This is a genomic window from Rhodococcus sp. NPDC054953, from assembly GCF_053609225.1.
In genome coordinates this window covers 38,469-60,307 of sequence record NZ_JBSGXD010000010.1, presented here as the reverse complement: position 1 = coordinate 60,307, position 21,839 = coordinate 38,469, and the positions used below count along the sequence as shown (strand labels likewise).

The 21,839-nt window shown below is 70.5% G+C and carries 21 protein-coding genes and 1 pseudogene; 14 read left to right on the top strand and 8 right to left on the bottom strand.

Annotated features, from left to right (window positions below):
* The first annotated feature begins 61 nt into the window (after positions 1-61).
* From ACWF62_RS09520 to ACWF62_RS09510, 3 genes are all read left to right on the top strand, one after another.
* On the top strand, positions 62-1,072 hold the full coding sequence (locus ACWF62_RS09520) for a PHP domain-containing protein (protein ID WP_452629934.1): 1,011 nt from the start codon (positions 62-64) through the stop codon (positions 1,070-1,072).
* Positions 1,073-1,250: 178 nt separating this feature from the next.
* Positions 1,251-2,432, top strand: coding sequence for a lipase family protein (locus tag ACWF62_RS09515; RefSeq protein WP_378508781.1), 1,182 nt, complete (start codon positions 1,251-1,253; stop codon positions 2,430-2,432).
* A gap of 91 nt (positions 2,433-2,523) precedes the next feature.
* Positions 2,524-3,666, top strand: a complete 1,143-nt coding sequence (locus tag ACWF62_RS09510) for an acyl-CoA dehydrogenase family protein (RefSeq protein ID WP_378508780.1) — start codon at positions 2,524-2,526, stop codon at positions 3,664-3,666.
* An 88-nt stretch (positions 3,667-3,754) separates the two neighbouring features.
* Here ACWF62_RS09510 and lexA read toward each other — a convergent pair whose 3' ends face one another.
* Positions 3,755-4,480: a transcriptional repressor LexA gene (lexA, locus tag ACWF62_RS09505; protein ID WP_378508779.1), complete on the bottom strand. Its 726-nt coding sequence runs from the start codon at positions 4,478-4,480 to the stop codon at positions 3,755-3,757.
* Between the two features lie 379 nt (positions 4,481-4,859).
* Here lexA and ACWF62_RS09500 point away from each other — a divergent pair, with 379 nt between their 5' ends.
* A complete protein-coding gene (locus tag ACWF62_RS09500; protein WP_452629933.1) occupies positions 4,860-5,411 on the top strand; it encodes a LysM peptidoglycan-binding domain-containing protein in 552 nt (183 codons plus the stop codon).
* A gap of 164 nt (positions 5,412-5,575) precedes the next feature.
* Positions 5,576-6,061 (top strand): transcriptional regulator NrdR, encoded by a 486-nt coding sequence (nrdR, locus tag ACWF62_RS09495; protein WP_378508777.1) that lies wholly within the window; start codon positions 5,576-5,578, stop codon positions 6,059-6,061.
* 12 nt (positions 6,062-6,073) lie between these two features.
* Here nrdR and ACWF62_RS09490 read toward each other — a convergent pair whose 3' ends face one another.
* Positions 6,074-7,045 (bottom strand): SMI1/KNR4 family protein, encoded by a 972-nt coding sequence (locus tag ACWF62_RS09490; protein ID WP_452629932.1) that lies wholly within the window; start codon positions 7,043-7,045, stop codon positions 6,074-6,076.
* 77 nt (positions 7,046-7,122) lie between these two features.
* Positions 7,123-11,031 (bottom strand): ATP-dependent RNA helicase HrpA, encoded by a 3,909-nt coding sequence (gene hrpA, locus ACWF62_RS09485; RefSeq protein ID WP_378570104.1) that lies wholly within the window; start codon positions 11,029-11,031, stop codon positions 7,123-7,125.
* Between the two features lie 95 nt (positions 11,032-11,126).
* On the opposite strand from hrpA, the gene ACWF62_RS09480 reads away from it, so the two are divergent.
* From ACWF62_RS09480 to ACWF62_RS09470, 3 genes are read left to right on the top strand one after another with little or no spacing between them, the layout of a single operon-like run.
* Positions 11,127-11,828, top strand: a complete 702-nt coding sequence (locus tag ACWF62_RS09480; RefSeq protein WP_452629931.1) for a Pr6Pr family membrane protein — start codon at positions 11,127-11,129, stop codon at positions 11,826-11,828.
* Positions 11,825-12,538, top strand: a complete 714-nt coding sequence (locus ACWF62_RS09475; RefSeq protein ID WP_378508773.1) for a Pr6Pr family membrane protein — start codon at positions 11,825-11,827, stop codon at positions 12,536-12,538. The genes ACWF62_RS09480 and ACWF62_RS09475 overlap by 4 nt, the downstream gene beginning before the upstream one ends.
* Complete coding sequence (locus tag ACWF62_RS09470) at positions 12,535-13,767, top strand: aminotransferase family protein (protein WP_452629930.1); 1,233 nt, start codon at positions 12,535-12,537, stop codon at positions 13,765-13,767. Before ACWF62_RS09475 ends, ACWF62_RS09470 begins: the two co-directional genes overlap by 4 nt.
* 51 nt (positions 13,768-13,818) lie before the next feature.
* On the opposite strand, the gene ACWF62_RS09465 is transcribed toward ACWF62_RS09470, so the two are convergent.
* A complete protein-coding gene (locus tag ACWF62_RS09465) occupies positions 13,819-14,061 on the bottom strand; it encodes a hypothetical protein (protein WP_452629929.1) in 243 nt (80 codons plus the stop codon).
* A gap of 17 nt (positions 14,062-14,078) precedes the next feature.
* On the opposite strand from ACWF62_RS09465, the gene ACWF62_RS09460 reads away from it, so the two are divergent.
* Together ACWF62_RS09460 and ACWF62_RS09455 are read left to right on the top strand one after the other, a co-directional pair.
* The gene (locus ACWF62_RS09460) at positions 14,079-14,777 is read left to right on the top strand and encodes a hypothetical protein (protein ID WP_378508770.1); all 699 of its coding nucleotides are present in this window, start codon (positions 14,079-14,081) and stop codon (positions 14,775-14,777) included.
* A gap of 374 nt (positions 14,778-15,151) precedes the next feature.
* Positions 15,152-15,742 carry a LysM peptidoglycan-binding domain-containing protein gene (locus ACWF62_RS09455; protein ID WP_452629928.1) on the top strand — a complete coding sequence of 197 codons (591 nt, stop codon included), beginning with the start codon at positions 15,152-15,154 and terminating at the stop codon, positions 15,740-15,742.
* A gap of 51 nt (positions 15,743-15,793) precedes the next feature.
* Here ACWF62_RS09455 and ACWF62_RS09450 read toward each other — a convergent pair whose 3' ends face one another.
* From ACWF62_RS09450 to ACWF62_RS09440, 3 genes are all read right to left on the bottom strand, one after another.
* Positions 15,794-16,468: a PhzF family phenazine biosynthesis protein gene (locus tag ACWF62_RS09450; protein ID WP_378508768.1), complete on the bottom strand. Its 675-nt coding sequence runs from the start codon at positions 16,466-16,468 to the stop codon at positions 15,794-15,796.
* Positions 16,469-16,556: 88 nt separating this feature from the next.
* Positions 16,557-17,096, bottom strand: coding sequence for a carboxymuconolactone decarboxylase family protein (locus tag ACWF62_RS09445; RefSeq protein WP_378508767.1), 540 nt, complete (start codon positions 17,094-17,096; stop codon positions 16,557-16,559).
* A 2-nt stretch (positions 17,097-17,098) separates the two neighbouring features.
* Positions 17,099-17,686, bottom strand: a complete 588-nt coding sequence (locus tag ACWF62_RS09440; RefSeq protein WP_378508766.1) for a peroxiredoxin — start codon at positions 17,684-17,686, stop codon at positions 17,099-17,101.
* Positions 17,687-17,807: 121 nt separating this feature from the next.
* On the opposite strand from ACWF62_RS09440, the gene ACWF62_RS09435 reads away from it, so the two are divergent.
* Both ACWF62_RS09435 and ACWF62_RS09430 read left to right on the top strand, forming a co-directional pair.
* Entirely contained in the window at positions 17,808-18,731 is a 924-nt protein-coding gene (locus tag ACWF62_RS09435) for a LysR substrate-binding domain-containing protein (RefSeq protein ID WP_378508765.1), read from the top strand.
* Between the two features lie 147 nt (positions 18,732-18,878).
* On the top strand, positions 18,879-20,057 hold the full coding sequence (locus tag ACWF62_RS09430; RefSeq protein WP_378508764.1) for an acetyl-CoA C-acyltransferase: 1,179 nt from the start codon (positions 18,879-18,881) through the stop codon (positions 20,055-20,057).
* Between the two features lie 62 nt (positions 20,058-20,119).
* Here ACWF62_RS09430 and ACWF62_RS09425 read toward each other — a convergent pair whose 3' ends face one another.
* On the bottom strand, positions 20,120-20,863 hold the full coding sequence (locus ACWF62_RS09425; protein ID WP_378508763.1) for a LysR substrate-binding domain-containing protein: 744 nt from the start codon (positions 20,861-20,863) through the stop codon (positions 20,120-20,122).
* Positions 20,864-20,895: 32 nt separating this feature from the next.
* On the opposite strand from ACWF62_RS09425, the gene ACWF62_RS09420 reads away from it, so the two are divergent.
* On the top strand, positions 20,896-21,330 hold the full coding sequence (locus ACWF62_RS09420; RefSeq protein ID WP_378508762.1) for a DUF5997 family protein: 435 nt from the start codon (positions 20,896-20,898) through the stop codon (positions 21,328-21,330).
* A gap of 128 nt (positions 21,331-21,458) precedes the next feature.
* Positions 21,459-21,839, top strand: a pseudogene (locus ACWF62_RS09415) (hypothetical protein); the annotation flags it as partial.

The following is a 21,839-nucleotide window of genomic DNA, read 5'->3' as shown; positions in this document are numbered from 1 at the left end:
TGCCGTTCGCTCGGCTCGTTCTCGGTGGAGGAACGGCGGTCGATGGCCCACGATGGAGGGCATGGACCCGGTCGAGGCATTGCGGGAGATCGCCTTCTGGCTCGAGCGCGGGCGGGCCGAGACGCATCGGGTCCGCGCGTATCGGCGCGCGGCGGACGTCGTGGACGCGTTGACCCCGGAGCAGCGGGACCGGCTCGGCCGCACCGAGACGTGGACGGCGCTGACCGGGATCGGGCCGAAGACGGCGACCGTGATCGGCCAGGCCTGGTCCGGGCGGGTCCCCGACTACCTGATCGAGGTCAAGGCGGCGGCCGGACGGATCGGGGAGGGGGGACGCGAACTGCTCGCCGCGCTGCGTGGGGACCTGCACACGCACTCGGACTGGTCCGACGGCGGCAGCCCGATCGCCGAGATGATGCGCCGTGCCGCGCTGATCGGGCACGAGTACTGCGCGCTGACCGACCATTCGCCGCGGCTGACGGTGGCGAACGGGTTGAGCGCGGATCGGTTGCGCAGGCAGCTCGATGTGGTCGCCGAACTCAACGCGGACCTGGCACCGTTCCGGGTCCTGACCGGCATCGAGGTCGACATCCTCGACGACGGCAGCCTCGATCAGGATCCCGAGCTGCTCGCCGAGCTCGACGTGGTGGTCGCGAGCGTGCACTCGAAGCTGGCGATGGACCACGACGCGATGACGCGGAGGATGGTGCGCGCGGTCGCGAATCCCCTGGTCGACGTGCTCGGGCACTGCACCGGCCGGCTGGTCGAGGGTGGCCGCGGCACCCGCCGCGAGTCCACGTTCAATGCCGAGGTGGTGTTCGAGGCGTGCCGCCGGTTCGGGACCGCGGTCGAAATCAACAGCAGACCCGAACGCCGTGACCCGCCGTCGCGGCTGATCCGGACCGCACTCGACCGGGGCTGCGTGTTTGCGATCGACACCGACGCCCACGCGCCCGGTCAGCTCGACTTCCAGGGCTACGGATGTGAACGGGCGCAGGCGTGCGGGGTGCCCGCCGACCGGGTGGTCAACACGTGGCCGGTGGGCGAGCTGCTGGCCTGGGCGGCGGGGTGACGGTCGGATCGGGCACCGCCCGGCACGGTGCGGCCGCGGGTGGGAGTGCCGTTGACCGAGCCGCACGGCCGTGTCTAGTGTCCGTGTCGGCTCAGGAGCGCGACGCGACCGTGCGTCCGGTGCGTGGCCGCGCGACCCTCGCGCGCCGGAAGGGCCGCCGACGCGAAGGAACACACACGTGAGCGCACATCGCTTGACTACTCGACTCGCTGCCGTTGGGCTCGGCGCCGCCCTTGCCGCTGGCGTCCTCGCCGTCGGAGCCACGGCGACGGCCGCCACCCCGGCCGCGGGCACCGTCGTCGCGAGCGAGCCACTGCCGCAGGATCTCTGGTACCCGGGCACGGCGCGGGCGGAACGCCTCACCTACTGGACCAGCCTCGCGAACGGGCAGCCTGCGCTGAGCACCGGCACCGTGTTCGTGCCGGAGGGGACGCCCCCGGACGGCGGCTGGCCGGTGCTGTCGTGGGCGCACGGCACCGTCGGTCTCGGTGACGACTGTGCGCCGTCGGTGGTCGGGCCCGGCGCCCGCGACCGCGACTTCGCGTACCTCGGTACCTGGCTCGATCAGGGCTACGCCATCGTCGCGAGCGACTACGCCGGACTCGGCACGCCCGGGGTGATGCCGTACCTGGACGGCCGGGCCGAGGCGCACAGCGTGGTGGACATGGTGAAGGCCGGGCGCAGCGTCGAACCCGACCTGTCGAACGCCTGGGTGGCGATCGGCCAGTCGCAGGGGGGCGGCGCCGCCATCACCACGGCGCGCTACGCCACCGAGCTGGGCGGCCCGACCCTCGACTACCGCGGCGCGGTCGGCACCGGGGTCCCGGCATACATCGAAAACATTGTTGCGCAGGCCGGTCCGGGCTTCCCGCCGGTCGCGCTGCCCGCCGGTCTGACCGTCTACGCCCTGTACATTCTCGCGGGCCTGAATGCCGCGCATCCGGAACTCGGCGTCCCCGGCCTGCTGAACGAGACGGGTCTCGGCCTGTTGGGGAAGGCCGAGACCCTCTGCTATGGCGACCTCAAGGACGAGGTGGCCGGCCTGGTCCTCGGCACGGTGTTCGCGAAGCCGCTGTCGTCGATCCCGAACGTGCACGGTGTGCTGACCGACTACATGGGCATTCCCGAAACCGGTTACGACAAGCCGTTCTTCATCGGTCAGGGCCTCAAGGACACGGACATCATCATGCCGTCGACGCTGCTGCTCGGCGGGACGCTCGCCCGCAACGGGGAGCCGGTGACCTTCAGGACCTACCCGACCGACCACAGCGGAACCATGGCCGCCTCGCTGGTGGACACGGTCCCGTTCGTGCGGGACCTGTTCGACGGCCGCACCCCCGAGTCGGGCGCCGGCAGCTGAGCCTCCGACCGGCGTGACGGTGTCGCGCCGGTCACAGTTTGTGCTCGTTCGGGTCATCGACCGGGCCGTCGGCCGGGCCTAGCCTGGGCGAATGGAACGCACTCTCTTCGAGCCCGAGCACGAACTCTTCCGTGAGTCCTACCGGAAGTTCCTCGACCAGGAGGTCGCTCCCTTCCACGACCAGTGGGAGGAGGACAACATCGTCGACCGCGAGGTCTGGAAGAAGGCGGGCGCGCAGGGCTTCCTCGGCATGGCGGTGCCCGAGGAGTACGGCGGCGGGGGAGTCAAGGACTTCCGCTACAACACGATCGTCACCGAGGAGACCACCCGCGGTGGGTTCGGTGGCCCCGGCTTCATGCTGCACAACGACGTCGTTGCGCCGTACCTGATCGACCTCGCCACCGAGGAGCAGAAGCAGCGCTGGCTGCCCGGATTCTGTTCCGGCGAGATCATCACCGCGATCGCGATGACCGAGCCGGGCACCGGGTCGGATCTGCAGGGCATCAAGACCCGCGCGGTTCGCGACGGGGACCACTGGATCCTCAACGGCTCCAAGACGTTCATCACCAACGGCATCAACGCGGACCTCGTCATCGTCGTTGCGCAGACCGACCCCGACAAGGGTGCGCAGGGCTTCTCGCTTCTCGTCGTCGAGCGCGGCATGGCGGGCTTCGAGCGGGGACGCAACCTCGACAAGATCGGTCTCAAGGCGCAGGACACCGCCGAGCTGAGCTTCACCGACGTGCGGGTCCCGGCGACGAACCTGCTCGGTGAGGAGGGGATGGGCTTCATCTACCTGATGAAGAACCTTCCGCAGGAACGGCTGTCGATCGCGGTGGTCGCGGTCGCGGCCATGGAGTCGGTCCTGGAGTCGACGATCCAGTACTGCCGGGACCGCAAGGCGTTCGGCAAGTCGATCGGCAGCTTCCAGAACAGCCGGTTCGTGCTTGCCGAACTCGCCACCGAAACCCAGATCGCGAGGGTGTTCGTCGACCGGTCCATCGAGCTGCTCAACGAGGGCAAGCTGACCGTCCAGGAGGCCGCGATGGCCAAGTGGTGGACCACCGAGAAGCAGGTCGAGCTCGTCGACCGGTGCCTGCAGTTGCACGGCGGCTACGGCTACATGCGCGAGTACCCGATCGCGAAGGCGTACCTGGATTCTCGGGTGCAGCGGATTTACGGTGGCACCACCGAGATCATGAAGGAGATCATCGGCAGGGGACTGAACCTCTAGGGATTGCGCTGCCCGGGTCTACCCGGCCGAGGGGTGCCGACGGGGCCGTGACGACTGAACGTCACGGCCCCGTCGGCATGTCCGTCCGCTAGACCTTGCGCATCACCGTGACGACCTTGCCGAGGATCTGCGCGTCGTTGCCCGGAATCGGCTCGAAGTGCTCGTTGTGCGGCATCAGCCACACCTCGCCCCTGGTCCGCTTGAAGGTCTTCACCGTGGCCTCCCCGTCGATCATCGCGGCAACGATGTCGCCGTTGTCCGCGACCGACTGCTGCCGCACGACCACCCAGTCGCCGTCGCAGATCGCGGCATCGATCATCGACTCACCGACGACCTTGAGCAGGAACAGCGAGCCCTGACCGACCAGCTCGCGGGGCAGCGGGAAGACATCCTCGACGGCCTCCTCCGCGAGAATGGGGCCGCCCGCGGCGATCCGGCCGAGCACCGGCACCAGGGCCGGCTTCGGTGCCCCAGCGTCGGTCGCGTCGCCGGCCGCGGCCTGCTCGAACCCGGCCTGTGGGTCGGTGGCCGGTACCGGCTCGTTGAGGCCCCGAACGTCCACGGCGCGGGGGCGGTTCGGATCGCGGCGCAGGAATCCCTTCCGTTCGAGGGTGCGCAGCTGGTGGGCCACCGAGGACGTCGATGTCAACCCGACCGCGTCACCGATCTCCCGGATGCTGGGGGGATACCCGCGTTCGCTGACGGACGCGCGGATCACCTCCAGTACGCGACGCTGCCGGTCGGTGAGCCCCGCCGTCAGGTCGGGCAGGCCGGGGGCGGCCGCCGTACCTGCGCGGGAGCTGTCGTCCTTCATGGAGGGCCTCCTTGGAGTGGGAGCGGTGTGGGTCTCGGTGCGGGTGATGCGGCAGGCGGGTCGGGTGGGACGCCTGGGTGTGTTGTGGCTTCTGACACGAATCTAGACCCAAAAGCCGTGGGCATCAAACGTTTGTTCGACATTTCTCGCATCAATGCGAGACATTGCTGGCGATGCGTGGTAGAAATCGAACATGCGTTCCCTCGAACGGGTGATCGAATCGGCGGGCTCCCTCGAATTGGCGGGCTCGAATTGGCGGGCTCGAATTGGCGGGCTCCCCGACAGTCCGCTTCCGGCGGACGACGAACCCGGCCGATCGCGAGGAGCGTGCGAACTAGTCCGAATACCCTGTACGACCAGGTAGAAAGCGGTGGTTCTCATGAGCGTGGCGATGGATGTCGACGGCGGTGCGGACGGCGAGGGGGCGGGTAACCGACTCGGGGTCGGCGGGAACAGGGCAGCCGGGAGCAGGGCAGCGGGGATTCGAACGGCGGGCGGCCCAGCGTTGACCGTGCGCCCCGCCCGTCCGCCGAGGGCGCCGCGCCGCGCCGCACGCCGGTACGGGACATCCCGCCGGCCCGGCGGCCGCCCGCTGTCGTACGGCCCGGCCGGCACCGGCGTCTCGCGGGCGGCGCACCCCCGGCCCGGCGGCGACACCGGGTGGGGCACCGTCGTGGTCGTCGCCCTGACCACCGCCCTCGCGATCGTCGCGTTCGGTGCGCTCGCGCAGTGGCAGTCCGGTGACGCGGTGCCGGACCGGACCGGTGTGGTGCAGGTGCGGGCTGGGGAGTCGCTCGGGGAGGTCGCCGAACGGTCGGCTCCGGGGGTGCCGGTCGAGCGGGCAGTGGAACGGATCGTGGAATTGAATGCACTCGACGGCACCGGAGTGCATCCGGGGCAGGCGCTGATTGTGCCGGTGTCCGCGGGCTGACGCGGGGGAAGTGAACGGTCATGGCCGAGCCGACGGTATTGTCGATCCTTGTTGGTTCCACCACATCCAGTGGATCGCACGAGCTCGGACCGCTCGGGATGCATGACGACCTCGGGTTTCGCGGTTCGTGCGTCCGCAGGCACGGTCCAGACGAAGGATTCGCCATGCATTGCCCGTTCTGCCGGCATCCCGATTCGCGCGTCGTCGATTCGCGGGAGGCGGACGAGGGTCAGGCGATTCGCCGTCGTCGATCCTGCCCCGAATGCGGCCGCCGCTTCACCACCGTCGAGACCGCGGTCATGTCGGTCGTCAAGCGCAGCGGCGTGACGGAGCCGTTCAGCCGCGAGAAGGTCGTCCGCGGTGTCCGTCGCGCCTGTCAGGGTCGCGATGTCGCGGACGACGCGCTGTACCAGCTGGCGCAGAAGGTCGAGGAGACCGTCCGGGCCAGCGGGTCAGCCGAGATCCCGAGCAACGAGATCGGGCTCGCGATCCTCGGCCCGCTGCGGGACCTGGACGAGGTGGCCTACCTCCGGTTCGCCTCGGTGTACCGGTCCTTCTCCTCCGCAGAGGATTTCGAGCGGGAGATCAAGGACCTCCGGGTGCATCGCGAGGAGGCAGCGGCGGAGGCGGACAGCGACGCTCCGGCGTAGCCTCCGGTCCCCTCAGTCGCGCAGCTCCCAGACCAGGTCGCCGTCCGTGATCCGCGGGTACCACAGCCGGTCGAACACGCCGCCACTCTCGAGGCTGTCGGCGAGATCGGTCAGCATGGCGCTCACCGACTTCCATCGCGGGCCCACCTCGTCGGCGCCGTCGCGGGAGAACTCGAGCACGCAACCGTGCATCGGTCCGGGCCGGGTGTCGACGACGAGGTAGTACCCGTCGAGCCCGGCGAACGGGACGTACTCGCGAATGAACGTGAAGGCCGGTGTCCCCGCCTGCTCCGACACCACCTGCCCGTCGCCGGGTTCGGATCCGTCCTCGTCGGCATCGATCTCGGACCAGATGTCCACCATCATCGCGTGGTCGTCGAGCATCTGGTCGAGGGAGAGGACAGCATGCGAGGGAAACAGTCGGTGCGGGTGGTCCTGTCGCGCCGCGGTGACGAAGTCGATCAACTCGTCGGGCCACGCGACGCCGGTCCGGGTCACCGCCGCCGCGACGGCCTCCGGCGTGGCGGTGAGACCCGCGGGGGTGGCGGCGGGCAGGTTGCGGTCGAGCCACGAGGAGACGCGATCCCACTGTGCGCGAACGGACCCGGGCGGCGTTGGGCTCAGCGTCGGGGCGTCGCCGAGGAGCGCTGCGGATTCCTCGGTGCGCCGCATCATCTCGTCCTGCTCCCTGGCGTAGGCGGCGATGGCCGCCTCGGTCCGGGCGACGAGCTCCTCCACCGGAAGATCGGGGTCGGTGGCGCCGAGCACCGTTCCCAGTTCGGTGTCTGCCCGGTACTGCACCACGTGGATGGTGGCGCGGTCGTCGACCGGGCCGGAGTGAGCGGCGACGAAGTCCCTGATCGCGGTCAGGGCGTCGACGATCGCCTGCGGCCGGGATTCCGAACTTCCCTGGAGGAAGGCTCTTTCCCGGCGGCCGGGGCCGTAGTTGAACGCCGCGCGCCAGATCCGTCCGTCGTCTTCCACGGTGTCTCCTCGTACTTGGTGGACCGGATGGGGTTCGTCCCCCGCCCCACGGGGTGTCGCGGCAGCTGGCCGGGGTGTTACCGGGCGATCGCCGCGATGGCCTTGCGGATTCGCTTGTCCGACACCGGGTACGGGGTGCCGAGCGACTGCGCGAACAGCCCGACCCGTAGCTCCTCGATCATCCAGCGGATCGCGTCGACGTCGGGGTCGTGGTGTCGCCGCGGATCCAGGCGCGCCAGCAGTGTGCCGTACGCGTCGAACACGCCGTCCACCACGGCGAGGTTCTGGCGGTCGCGGACCGCCGACGCAGGCAACGCCTCCAGTCGCTGGATCGCCGCGTCCAGGTAGCGGGGCAGCTCGCGGAGACGGGCCGCGCCGGTGTCGGCGACGAAACCCGGATACACCAGGGAGTCGAGCTGCTCGCGGACATCATCGGCGGCGTCGCCGCTGGCGCCGTCGAGCAGCACCCGCAGCTGCTGGGCGCGCGCCAGGGCCGGGACGACGAGGCGCACCAGCACCGCCACCTCGCGGGGCAGTTCGGCCCGCACCGCCGCGGCGAGGGCGTCGAAGCCGTCGGGGGTGCGCGGTGGGCCGCCGTGTCGATCGATCAGGGCGTCGACGGCGCAGGTGCGTGCATCCTCGACGAGCGCGTCCACGCCGCCGTGCGGATTCTGGCTCAGCGCCAACCGATCCCGGGTTCCGAGGCCGCCGATCGCGGCCTTTGTCGGTGTCGGAACCGCGGCAAGCAGCAGCGTCCGGGTGCCCTCGCGCATCGCGCGCCGCTGCTCGGCCGGCGTGGCAAGGACGCGCACCGCGACACCGCCGGGCTCGGGGACCAGCGCCGGATAGCCGACGACCTTCTGCCCGCCGAGATTCCGGGTGACCGTGGCGGGCACGGTGCCGAGGGTCTCCGACGTCCACACCGCCGCGGCCGCCCGCTCGGTGGTGGACGCGGCCTTCGACACCGCCGCCGCGACCCGCGGTGCCTGCCCGGCGCGCAGGTCGTCAAGACTCTTGCTGCGGCCGAGCACCGCGCCAGCGGGGTCGACCGCGGCGAACGTCATCCGCAGGTGATCGGGGACCGCGGTCAGGTCGAAGTCGGTCGGGGCGATCGGGGTGCCCGCCATCCGGGTCAGCTCCCGCGCGATCGCGACCGGCAGCGGCTCGGTCCGCGGCTTGACCGCCGACAACGCGGCCCGCGCATAGTCGGGGGCGGGAACAACGGTGCGGCGCAACGTCTTCGGTAGCGTCTTGATCAGGGCGGTGACCAACTCCTCCCGCATTCCGGGGACGAGCCATTCGAAGCCGACGCCGCGCACCTGCGCGAGCAGGGCCACCGGGATGCGGGCCGTGACACCGTCGTCCTCGGTTCCCGGCTCGAACTGATAGGTCAGCGGGAAGGAGATGTCGCCCTGCCGCCAGGTGTTCGGGTAGTCGCCGCCGAGCACGGCGGTCGCCTCCGGGTTGACGACGTGCGCTGCCGTGAAGGTCAGCATGTCCGGGTCGGAGCGCCGCGCCTTCTTCCACCAGGTGTCGAAGTGCCTGGCGGACACCGCTTCCTGGCCGACACGCTGGTCGTAGAACTCGTACAGCGCCTCGTCGTCGACGAGGATGTCCCGTCGCCTTGCCCGGGTCTCCATCTCCTCGACGTCGTCGAGCAATGCCCGGTTGGCGTGGAAGAACGTGTGCTGGGTCTGCCACTCGCCCTGGACCAGGGCGTGCCGGAGGAACAGCTCCCGTGACGCCTCGGGGTCGATCGACGAGTAGGTGACCGCGCGCTTCGCGACCAGCGGGATGCCGTACAGCGTGACCCGCTCGTACGCCATCGCACAGGCCCGCTTGGTGGACCAGTGCGGCTCCGAGTAGGTGCGCTTGACCAGGTGCGGGGCCAGCTTCTCGGCCCACTCCGGCTCGATGCCCGCCGCCATCCGGCCCCACAGCCGGGACGTCTCGACGAGTTCGGCGGCCATCACCCAGCGCGGGGGCTTCTTGAACAGCGACGAGCCGGGGAAGATCGCGAACCGGGCGCCCCTGGCGCCAAGGAAGTCCCGCTTGTCGCCCTCGCGCAACCCGATGTGGGAGAGCAGCCCGGCGAGCAGCGCCTGGTGCACCGCATCCGGGGACGACTCGGTGTCGGCGACCGACCAGCCGAGCGAACGGGTGATCTGCGACAGCTGCCCGTGCAGGTCCTGCCATTCTCGGATGCGCAGCCAGTGCAGGTACTCGTTCTTGCACATCTTCCGGAACTGGCTCGACGACAGTTCCTTCCGTTGGGTACGGAGGTATTCCCAGAGCGTGGTGTATGCGAGGAAGTCGGAACCGGTGACGGCGAACCGGGCGTGCTTCTCGTCGGCGGCCTGCTGGTGTTCGGCGGGACGTTCCCGGATGTCCTGAATGGACAGCGCGGAGACGATCACGAGCATCTCGCGGAGGCAGCCGGTGTGGTTGGCCTGCGCGAGCATCCGTGCCATCCGCGGGTCGACCGGGATCTGCGCGAGTTCCCGACCAATCGGGGTGAGCTCGGCTGCGGCGTCCTTGCGGGCCGGAACCAGCGCGCCGAGCTCCTCGAGCAGCGCGATGCCGTCGCGCACCGCCCGCGGGTCGGGCTTCTCGACGAACGGGAACGCCTCGATGTCGCCGAGTCCGAGCGCCGTCATCTGCAACACCACCGACGCCAGGTTGGTGCGCAGGATCTCCGGCTCGGTGAACTCCGGCCGCGCGTCGAAGTCCTCCTCCGAGTACAGCCGGATGCAGATGCCGTCGGCGACGCGGCCGCACCGTCCCGCGCGCTGTCGTGCGGAGGCCTGCGAAATCTCCTCGATCGGCAGCCGCTGCACCTTGGTGCGGACCGAATACCTGGAGATGCGGGCGGTGCCGGGGTCGATGACGTACCGGATGCCGGGGACGGTCAGCGAGGTCTCGGCGACGTTGGTGGACAACACCACCCGCCGGCCGGTGTGCCGTTCGAAGACCCGATGCTGCTCGGCCGCGGACAGTCGCGCGTACAGCGGCAGGATGTCGAGGCCGCGGATCCTGCGGTCCCGCAACGCGTCCGCGGTGTCCCGGATCTCCCGCTCGCCGGACAGGAACACCAGGATGTCGCCGTCGCCCTCGGCCAGCAGTTCCTCGACGGCCTCGCCGACCGCGTCCACCGGGTCCCGATCGATGGTCTGCTCGCCAACGTGGACGGTCAACGGGCGGTACCGCATCTCGACGGGGAACGTGCGGCCCGAGACCTCGACGATCGGGGCGGGCACCCCGTCGACCGCGAAGTGCTCGGCGAACCGTTCGGGGTCGATCGTCGCGGAGGTGATGATGATCTTCAGGTCGGGCCTGCGGGGGAGCAGCTGCTTGAGGTAGCCGAGGATGAAGTCGATGTTGAGGCTGCGTTCGTGCGCCTCATCGATGATCAGCGTGTCGTAGCGGCGCAGCAGCCGGTCGCGTTGGATCTCGGCGAGCAGGATGCCGTCGGTCATCAGCTTGATCAGCGTGCCGTCGGAGACCTGATCGGTGAACCGCACGGTGTAGCCGACGGCGTCGCCGAGGTCGGACTCGAGCTCCTCGGCGATCCGTTCGGCGACGGTGCGGGCGGCGAGCCTGCGCGGCTGGGTGTGGCCGATCAGGCCGCGGATGCCGCGGCCGAGGTCGAGGCAGATCTTCGGGATCTGGGTGGTCTTGCCGGAGCCGGTCTCACCGGCGACGATCACCACCTGGTGGGCCTGGATCGCGGCGGCGATGTCGTCGCGGCGGGCACTGACCGGCAGCGCCTCCGGGTAGGTCGTCGCGGGCACCCGGGACCGGCGGGTCGCGATCCGGGCCTGCGCCTGGCCGACCTCCCGGCCGAGCGCTGCGAGGGCCTCCGGGCTGCGGGCACGGTCGAGTTTGCGCCGCAACCGGTGCTCGTCGCGGAGGGTGAGGTCGGGGAGGAGTCGCGTGATCTCGCGCCGGTCGAGGCCTGGCTGCGCGGCGGGTGGTGTGGTGGACATGCTGCGCACAGCCTATCGAAGGCCGCGCCGCCGGATCGGTCCGGCGCATGCGCGTCGCACCCCGCCGCGCCCGCCCGGCGTGCGACGATCTGCCGGTGAGTGACGTCGCCGCGCAGTCGGCCTACCCCCACACGCGTCCCTCCGTCCGCGTCCTGCGGCTCGCGTTCGCAGTTCTCGGCGTTGTCGCGCTGGCCTGGATTCCGCTCCGCAACGTGGGTGATGCCGCGTTCTCGGTGGCGAACTACTTCAGCTACTTCACCGTGCTGAGCAACGTGCTCGGGGTGATCGCCCTGCTCGTCGGCGGCCTGGTCGACCCGCAGTCGACACGGTGGCAGCTCTTCCGCGGCGCCGCGACCCTGTACATGGTCATCACCGGAATCATCTACGCGGTACTGCTGTCGAACATCGACGTCACCTTGAACGACAAGTGGATCAACGACACGATGCACCGGTACCTTCCGCTGGTGTTGCTGTTGGACTGGGTGCTCAACCCACCGCGAGGGCGGATCTCCGACAGGCAGGCACTGACCTGGCTGTGGTTCCCCCTGGTCTACGGCGTGTACACCCTGGTCCGGGGTCCGTTCGTGGACTGGTACCCGTACCCATTCATCGACCCGCGCGCGCAGGGCTACCTGCAGATGGCGGTGGGGCTGGTGGTGTTGCTGCTGGCGTTCGTGCTGATGGCGTTGGCGGTCAACGTGTCCGGGCGCCTGGCCGGGCGCTGGCGCACCGGTGACGACGTGCCTCGGTCGACCTCGGACGAGATCGGGAGCAACGAAACCACGGAGTCGGCATGACGACCGCAAGTCACGGCACGGCCAGCTCGACGCCGCGGCCTGCCTGCCCCCACACGCCTCCCGCGGTCCGAGTCCTGCGCGTCGCCCTCGCCGTGCTCGGCGCGGTGGCCCTCGCGTGGCTGCCGATCCACGAGGCGGGCGAACCCGATTTCGACCTGGTCAGCTACTTCAGCTACTTCACCGTCCTGAGCAACGTGTTGGCCGTGGTCGTCCTTGCGGTCGGCGCGGTGATCGACCCGCAGGGCGAACGCTGGCAGTCATTCCGCGGCGCCGTCACCGTCTACATGGTCATCACCGGCATCGTGTACGCGGTGCTGCTGGCGAACGTCGACGTCGGTGGCCAGGGGCAGTGGACGAACGACGTCGTGCACCGGGTCATGCCCCTGGTGATCCTCCTCGACTGGGTGGTGTTTCCGGCGCGCAGGCGGATCAGCGACGCGACGGCGATGACGTGGGTGTGGTTCCCGGTCCTCTACGGGGTGTACACGCTGATCCGCGGCCCGATCGTGGCCTGGTATCCGTACCCGTTCATCGACCCGCGCCAGCAGGGCCCGCTGCAGATGGCGATCGGACTGGTCGTCCTGGTGGTGGCGTTCCTGCTCATCAGCCTTGCCGTCAACGTCGCCGGGCGGCTCGGCGCCCGCTGGCGATACGGTGATCGAACGGTCCCGGCATCCGACGCGGGAGTCGACAGGAAGGTCGAGCAATGAGTACGAGCGGTTCGCTGTGGCATGGGTTCGCGGACATGGGGGCGGTGCACCGGGACGGGGCCTTCGTGGTCAGTCGTGGTGAGGGCGCGTACATCTGGGACGCCGAGGGCAACCGGTACCTCGATGCGACGGCGGGCCTGTGGTTCACCAACGTCGGACACGGGCGCACCGAGATTGCGGACGCGGTCGCGGCACAGTTGTCGACGGTGGCGCACTTTTCGAACTTCGGCGACTTCGCGCCGGAGACGACGATCGCCCTTGCGGACAAGCTCGCCGAGATCGCCCCGGTGCCCGGCAGCAAGGTCTTCTTCACCTCGGGCGGATCCGATTCGGTGGACACCGCGGCGAAGCTCGCCCGCCGCTACTGGCACGAGCTGGGCAGGCCCGGCAAGCGGATCGTCGTCGGCAGGCAGAAGGCCTACCACGGCATGCACGTCGCGGGGACCGCGCTGGCCGGCATCCCGGTCAACCGCGAGAACTACGGCGAGCTGATGCCCGACGCCCGCACCGTCGGCTGGGACGACGCGAAGAGTCTGCTCGAGCTGATCGAGCGGGAGGGCGAGGACACGATCGCGGCCTTCTTCTGCGAGCCGATCATCGGTGCGGGCGGCATCTATCTGCCGCCGGACGGCTACCTCGCCGAGGTGCGGGAGATCTGCCGCGACCACGACATTCTGTTCGTCGTCGACGAGGTGGTCACCGGCTTCGGCCGGATCGGCGGATCCTGGTTTGCGTCCACCCGGTTCGACCTGCAGCCGGACCTGATCACCACCGCGAAGGGCTTGACGTCCGGGTACGTGCCGATGGGGGCGGTCCTCGTTGCGCCCCGCGTCGCCGAGCCGTTCTTCGCGGGCGGGGTGTGGTGGCGGCACGGCTACACCTACGGCGGGCACGCGGGGGCGGCCGCCGCGGCGCTGGCGAACCTGGAGATCATCGAGCGGGAGAACCTGCTCGCCGAGTCGAAGCGGCTGGAGGTCTCGCTGCACGAGCACCTCGCGCCGCTCGCCGACCATCCGCGGGTGCAGGAGGTGCGCAGCGGGCTCGGTGCCGTCGCCGCAGTTCAGCTCGCGGACCCGGCGGAGGCGTTGCCGTTCGTGAAGACGCTCCGCGAGCACGGCATCTCCGGGCGCGCCGCCGGGGTCGGTGCCATGCAGTTCTCCCCGTCGTTCGTGATGACCGACGAGCAGGTCGCGGAAATGGCGGCCGGCGTCCGCTCCGCCCTGGGGTAGGCGGCTCCGCCGCCTGTGAGTACTTCTGGTCCGTCTGGGGGCCAGAAGTACTCACAGGCGCCGCAGGCGCCTCAGGCGTTGGCGGAGAGTGGATTTGACGGGGGCGAGCTCAACCTTCGGGCGCCGGTCGGCGTCCCCGGCGGCCTGCGCGAACCGGGTGTGTAGCCGGGCCCGCACCTCGTCGGGGGTGTAGGCGCGGCGCTTGCGTTCGGCGCGGACGGTGAGGGCGCCGGTCGCCGCGACGCCGACCACACCGGCGAGGCCGACGAGCTTCCACAGGTGGCGCGGGTTCATCGCTCTAACCTAGGGGGATGAGTCGGCGGATGCACGAATCGCAGGTCAGCCTCGACGTGGCGGTCGACGCCACCCGCACCGGGGACATCTGGATCTTTCGGGGCCGCGCCGGCGCGGACCGCGCCATCCAGACGCTGACAAACAGCCCGGTCAATCATGTCGGGATGTCCGTCGTCCTCGATGACCTGCCGCCACTGATGTGGCACGCCGAGTTGGGGCATTCGCTGCAGGACATGTGGACGGGCCGGTACCAGCGTGGGGTGCAACTGCACGACCTGCGCGCCGCGGTGCAGGTGTGGGGCGCGCGGTACGGGCAGCGGGGGTGGCTGCGTCAGCTGGAGACCCCGGTGACGCGGGAGCAGGAGAACGAGCTCCTGCGGACGATCGCCCGACTGAACGGGGCGTCCTTCCCGTCGACGGCGCGGCTGGCGTCCCGGTGGGTCGGGGGCCGCCTGCCTGCGCTCCGCAGGCCGACCCGCCGTGCCGGTCAGCGAGCGGCGGCCGGGATCGAGAGCGCGTACTGCGCGGAGGTCGTCGCGCAGACCTACGAGTCGATGGGTCTGCTCACCGATCGGCGGCGGACCAACTGGTACGACCCCGGGAAGTTCTGGAGCGGGGATCGGCTGCCCCTCGCCGACGGGGTGCGGCTGGGCGACGAGATCGCGGTGTCCCTCAGCGCGGCGGATCTGGCCGCGGGGGCGGCGCGCACGCCCTGACCCGGGTCGCGAATCGGACATTTTGAGTGACGCGGGTCACTTTCTGTGCGTGTCGGTCGCCACACTCCGCGGGTGGACCGACCGGTTGGTTCTGGTTGAAATCTGCACGATGCCCTGCGGGGAACGCGTTCTATAGCAGCAATTGTGTCAGATGTGGCGGCAACACGCGGGCCGTGACCTTCTTGTGATCGTCGCCTACGGTCATCTCAGCTCGAATCAACCGGGCTACCGCCGACCCGCTACCGCCAGATCCTGTCCCGCGGGTCGGACGCCACCAACTTCCCCGGGACAGGAGCGGGCCGGACACACACTCGCGGGGCGCCGATGACGGCGCGCGAGTCCGGACCCCGGCGGCAAGGAGAGGATTCACCCGAATGACTCGCTTCACCCCCAAGCGCGCCCTCGGCGCCGTCGCCGCCACCGCCGCCCTCGCCGCCGTTCCGATGGCGCTGAGCGCGGGCACCGCCTCGGCAGCCACCCACAACTGGGACGGCGTCGCGCAGTGCGAGAGCGGCGGCAACTGGTCGATCAACACCGGCAACGGCTACTACGGCGGCCTGCAGTTCTCGCAGAGCACCTGGAACGCCTACGGCGGCGCGGGCAGCGCCAACAACGCCAGCAAGGCCGAGCAGATCCGCGTCGCGGAGAACGTGCTCGCCGGGCAGGGCGTCGGCGCCTGGCCGGTGTGCGGCCAGTACCTGACCACGGGTGTCTCGGACGTCGCCGAGCCCGTCCAGGAGGCCCCGGTCCAGGAGACGCCCGCCCCGAGCCCGGTTCAGCAGGTCGCGGCGCAGATCGCCGAGTCCGCGCCGGTGCAGACGCTCGGGGCGTCGACCTACGTCGTCCAGGTCGGTGACACCCTCTCGCAGATCGCCGCCGAGCACGGGGTCGACCTGTCGGTCTTCGCCGAGCAGGTGCAGAACCTCGACCTGATCTTCCCGGGGCAGACCCTCACGCTGTCCTGATCCGGCGGGGCGGCGCGACCGCCCACCGAGCATCGACCGCCCGGCGACCGTTCACACGGTCACCGGGCGGTCGCGCTGCACCCGGCCGCCGACCTCGATCCAGCCGTCCGGGCTGCGCCGGGTGACGATCTTCGACCCCCGCCCCTGCGTGATGTGCAGGCCCCTCCGCAGGTGCTCGGTGATGCGGACCGCGGCGGCGCCGGTGGCCTCGTCCTCGGGAACGCCGAGCGCGGGGGCGAACATGCGCGCGTGGATCGCGCCCTCGCCCGCCCACGCCCAGACGTAGTGGTGGCCGTCGCCGAAGCTCGATGCGGCGACGGCGTGGACGGCGGCGCTGTCCGGCTGGCAGTGCAGGGTGAACTCCGGTGCCCAGTCGGGCTTCGCCCGCACCCACGTGTACCCGTCGGCGGTGCGGGTGGCGACCGGCCCGGCCCGCACCTCGAGGGTGTCCACCGGGAGTCCGCGTTCGCGCAGCCACCACGACAGCCCTACGGTCGGGTGACCCGCGAAGGGGATTTCGGCTGCCGGGGTGAAGATCTGGGCGGTCGCGGAGGTGGCCGTCGGGTCGGGCAGATCGACGAAGATCGTCTCGCTGAACCCGAGGTCGGCGGCCACCCGCTGTCTGTCCGGTGGCGGTACCGCGGCCGCGTCGACGATACCGAGCGGATTCCCGTGGCGCCCATCGGGATCGGTGAACACCCGGACCACATCTACCTGAATGCTCATTGTCAAACGATACCGCCGGATGGGACGACGAAAGGTGCCCTTCGCGTAACGGTCCACGCGAAGGGCACCTTTCGTGGTGCGGGGGAGACTAGGCGGTCGTCCCGGCCAGGGACTCGGAGACCGCGACGGCCTGCGCGACACCCTGGAGGGTCGCGGCGACCTTGACGGCCTCGAAGACCTGCTCCTTGGTCAGCCCCTCCTTGCGCACGACGGCGTCGTGCGCAACGGTGCAGTGCTCGCAACCGTTGATCGTGGAGACCGCGAGGCTCCACAGCTCGAAGTCGACCTTGTCGACACCGGGGTTGCCGATGATGTTCATCCGCAGACCCATCCGCACCTGGGCGTAGTCGTCGCCCAGGTAGCCCTTGGCCCGGTAGGCGACGTTGTTCATGCCCATGATCGACGCGGCACCGAGCGCGGCGTTGTACGCCTCCGCCGACAGCACGTCGGCGGCCTCCTCGGCGACCTCACGCAACACGGTCGCCGACTTGGTTGCCGCGGCCGCCGCGAGGAACGTGCCCCACAGCTGCTGCTCGGTGAGCTCGGTCGAGCGTGCGAGCGAGCCCAGGTTGAGCTTGAGATCCTTGGCGTACTCGGGGAGGGAGTTCTTCAGGTTCTCGATGCTCATGGTCAGACGCCCTCGGTCATCAGGGCGCCGGCGTCGATGGTCGGGTCGCCCTTCTTCCAGTTGCAGGCGCACAGCTCGTCGGACTGCAGGGCGTCGAGGACGCGCAGGACCTCGTCGACGTTGCGGCCGACGGACCCGGCGGTCACGGACACAAACTGGATCTCGTTGTTCGGGTCGATGATGAAGGTGGCGCGGTCCGCGACGCCGTCGGCGTTCAGGACGCCGGTGGCCTCGGCCAGCTCACGCTTGAGATCCGAGAGCATCGGGAAGGGGAGGGTCTTGAGGTCCTCGTGCTGTGCGCGCCACTGGAAGTGCACGAACTCGTTGTCGACGGAGGCGCCGAGCACCTGCGCGTCGCGGTCCGCGAACTCCTCGTTGAGCTTGCCGAAGGCGGCGATCTCGGTGGGGCAGACGAAGGTGAAGTCCTTCGGCCAGAAGAAGACGATCCGCCACTTGCCCGCGTAGTCGTCGCTCGTGATCTGGGTGAAGTAGTCGTCGGGCTGCTGCGCGTCGACCTTGGACAGGTCGCCGCCGATGACGGCCTTGAGGTTGTACGCCGGGAACTGGTCGCCGATGGTCAGCAGAGCCATGTGTGTTCTGTCCTCCTGTGCTGGATTTCGTCCGCGATCGAGCGCGTTTTTCTGGGGTGACTCCAGTCTGCCCGAAACCCTTCAAAAGGTAAAGGCGATAGAAGTCACTACACTGATAGGCGTGCCCGATCAGACTTATCAACCGACACTGTCGCAGCTGCGTGCCTTCGTCGCGGTCGCCGAATGTCGCCACTTCGGCACCGCCGCAACCCGACTCGGTGTGAGTCAGCCCACACTCTCGCAGGCGCTGGCGGCGCTCGAGAACGGTCTCGGTGTGCAGCTCATCGAACGCAGCACCCGCCGGGTCCTGGTCACCCCCGCGGGGGAGACCCTGCTCGCGCAGGCCAAGCAGATCCTGGACGCCGCCGACGGATTCGTCGCGACGGCAGCCGGGGTCGGTCACGCGTTGTCCGGACCGTTGCGGATCGGGCTGATTCCGACGATCGCCCCCTACGTGCTGCCCGCCCTGCTGCCCGCGCTGCGTGCCGAACTGCCCGCGGTCACCCCGCAGGTGGTCGAGGACCAGACCGCCCGCCTTCTCGACGCCCTCCGCTCCGGTGACCTCGACGTCGCCGTCCTCGCACTACCGTCGGAGGCGTCCGGGATGGCCGAGATGCCGCTGTACACCGAGGAATTCGTGTTGGTGGTGCCGCCGGGGCACGAGCTGGCCGGGCGCGCCGACCTGGCACCGGGGGCGCTCGACGAGTTGCCCCTGCTGCTGCTCGACGAGGGCCACTGCCTGCGCGATCAGACCCTCGACCTGTGCCGCTCGGTGGACGCCCACCCGATCGCGGGGGACACCCGCGCCACCTCGCTGACCACCGTCGTGCAGTGCGTGGCGGGCGGTCTCGGTGTCACCCTGGTGCCCGCGTCGGCGGTGGCGGTCGAGGCCGCCCGCGGCGGCCTCGCGACCGCGCGATTCGCCGCCCCCGCCCCCGGCCGCACCGTCGGCCTGGTGTTCCGGGCGTCGAGCAGTCGGGTCGAGGCATACGAGCGGCTCGCGGACCTGATCACCTCGATCGCGCCCGCCGGGATCCGCTTCTGACGGCGCCCCCGCCGCGGACCGTGATCGACGGGCGGTGGCAGGCGCCCGCGGGTGCGACGCGGATGGAAGGATGGACGAAGCACGCGCGTGACGTGCGGCGCTCGGGTCGGCGACGGCTTCGAGGGAGCGACGAAGGAGAGAACAGGCGTGAGCACCAGTGTCATCGTTGCGGGGGCGCGGACCCCGATCGGCAAGCTGTCCGGCGCGTTGGCGTCGCTGACGGCGGCGGACCTCGGCGGCCGAGCGATCGCCGCCGCGATCGAGCGTGCGGGCGTCGGAACCGACGGCGTCGACGCCGTGGTCATGGGCACCGTCGTGCAGGCCGGTGTCGGCCCCAACCCGGCGCGGCAGGCGGCGGTCGCCGCGGGCCTGCCGATGACCGTGCCCGCCACCACCGTGAACAACCTGTGCCTGTCCGGGCTTGAGGCCATCATGCAGGCCGACCGGCTGATCGCGACCGGCGCCGCGGACGTCGTCGTCGCCGGCGGCATGGAATCGATGACCAACGCCCCCTACCTGGTGCGCGGCGCCCGTCAGGGCCTGAAGTACGGTTCCACCGGCTTTGAGGACGCCCTCGACCGCGACGCGCTCGTGTGCGCGTTCGACGGGGTCTCGATGGGCGCCTCCACCGAGAGCTACCAGGCGTCGGAGAACATCACCCGCGCCGAGCAGGACGAGTTCGCGGCCCGCTCACACCGCCTCGCCGCCGAGGCCACCGCCTCCGGCGCGTTCGCCGCCGAGATTGCGCCGGTGGAGATCGCCTCCCGCAAGGGCACCGTCACCGTGTCCGCCGACGAGGGCATCCGCGAGGCGACCACCGTCGAGTCCCTCGGCAAGCTGCGCCCGGCGTTCGCGAAGGACGGCACCATCACCGCGGGCGCGTCGTCGCAGCTGTCCGACGGCGCCGCCGCCGTCGTGGTCATGCGCAAGGACGTCGCCGAGGCCCGCGGCATCGAATGGCTCGCCGAGATCCGGGCGCACGCACTGGTCGCAGGACCGGACACCTCGCTGCTGCACCAGCCGGCGAACGCGATCGAGGCCGCGCTCAAGCGGGACGGCGAGACCACGGTCGCGGACCTCGACCTGCTGGAGATCAACGAGGCGTTCGCCGGTGTGTCGATCGCGTCGATCCGTCAGCTCGGTGTCGACGCCGACAAGGTGAACATCCACGGCGGCGCGATCGCGGTCGGGCACCCGGTCGGCATGTCCGGTGCCCGGATCGCGCTGTCGCTGGCGCATTCGCTCAAGGCCGCCGGGGGCGGTGTCGGCGCCGCGGCCCTCTGCGGCGGCGGCGGCCAGGGCATCGCGATGATCCTGTCCGTGTAGGCGCCTGCGGCGCCCGTGAGTCTTTTCGGTCCCGGTGTGGGCCAGAAGGACTCACGGGCGCGTCAGCGCCTGCCGCGCTTCGGCTTCTGCTTCGGCTTCGGCTTCTGCGGCGGGACTTTGCCCGCCGCGACCCGGGCGGCCTGCTTGGCCGCGGACTTCTGCGACGCGGTGCGCTTCGGTGCCGGCTCGGGTGCGCCGCGGCCACGCGAGCTGTTGACGCTGCGGCCGCGGACGATGCCGACGAACTCCTCGACCAGGTCCGTCGTCCGGGCGGCGGGCCAGGCCAGCGCGACGGGGGAGACCGGCGCGTCGGTGACCGTCCGGTACGTCAGATCCTTGCGATGGTGCAGCCGCGCCAGGGACTGCGGCACCACCAGCACGCCGACACCGGCCGCGACCAGTTCGACCGCATCGGCGATGGTGTCGGGACGGTGCCCGGCCGCCGTCCCCGGCCGCACCGCCCACTCGAGCATGTCGTCGAGCGGATGCAGCACGATCTCATCGGTCAGGTCCGCGGTCGACACCGCGTCGGCGGCGGTGACCACGTGGTCCTTCGGCACCACCACGACCGGTGTCTCCTCGTACAGCGCGATCACGCTGAGCTCGCCGCTGTCGATCGGCAACCGCACCAGGGCCGCGTCCGCGCCACCGTCCCGGAGCAGCGTCGGGGCGGCGGACTCGGTCGCCGCGACCAGTTCGAGGCGGACGTCCGGCATGCGTTCGCCCCAGATCCGCACCCACTTGGCGGGGGTGACGCCGGGCACGTACGCGAGCCGGAACGGGGCGGAGGGGGCGGGCTCGGTCATTCCGCCAGATTACCGGTCGATACCCTTGACCCATGAGTGCGCAGAAGACACCCCAGACGATGAAGCCGGCGACAGCCGCGAAGAAGCTGGACGTGTACCTCGAGGCGACCCCCGCCGAGTTCCGTGACGGCGTCGTCTCCCGCGAGGAGCTCGCAGACCTGCGGGCGAACCCGCCGCAGTGGCTGCAGGACCTGCGTGCCGACGGCCCGCACCCGAAGAATGTCGTCGCCGCGAAGCTCGGTGTCACGATCGCCGGACTCACGCGCGGCGGCGTCGCCGAGGCGTTGACCACCGAGCAGATCGACGCGCTGCTGGCCGACCAGCCGGACTGGCTGGTCGCCGAGCGCGCCAACCTCGTCGAGGTCCGCAAGGAGGACAAGCGGATTCGCGAGCAGCAGGCGGCGCAGCGGGAGGCGTCGAACCGTCAGCAGCGGCGCGCGAAGCCGATCCTGCACCCGCAGGACTGACCTTTCGGCGAGTAACACGCCCCGGCAGGGGGCCGATGTAGCCGTCCGTGCCCGGGAGCACCCGGTCACGTCCGAAGTGAGACCGTCACCAGTGATGAGGAGCTCCACCCGTGTCGAACCCGCATGACATGAGTTCGGATCCAACCGAGGTGATTCCGCGCGTGGATGCCGCGCAGCCGGTGCCGACGAGCCAGATGCCGACGAGCCATGTGCCGACGAGCGACGTGCCGACCAGCTACGCGCCGACGAGCGACGTGCCGACCAACTACGTGCCGACGAGTGACCTGCCGACCACCCAGGCGCAGGCTGCCCCGATCCCGGCTGCCCCGGCCCCGGCTGCGTCGGCGACCGCGGCGCCGGAACCGGGCAGCGGGTCACGGCGGCGCGCGGCGGTGCTCGCTGGCGCCTCGGTGGCCGCGCTGGTCGTCGGTGCGTTCGCCGGCTACCTCGTCGGGTCCGGCGGGTCGGGATCCGCGCCCGCGCCCGCCGCCGCGGCGGCCGCTCCGACG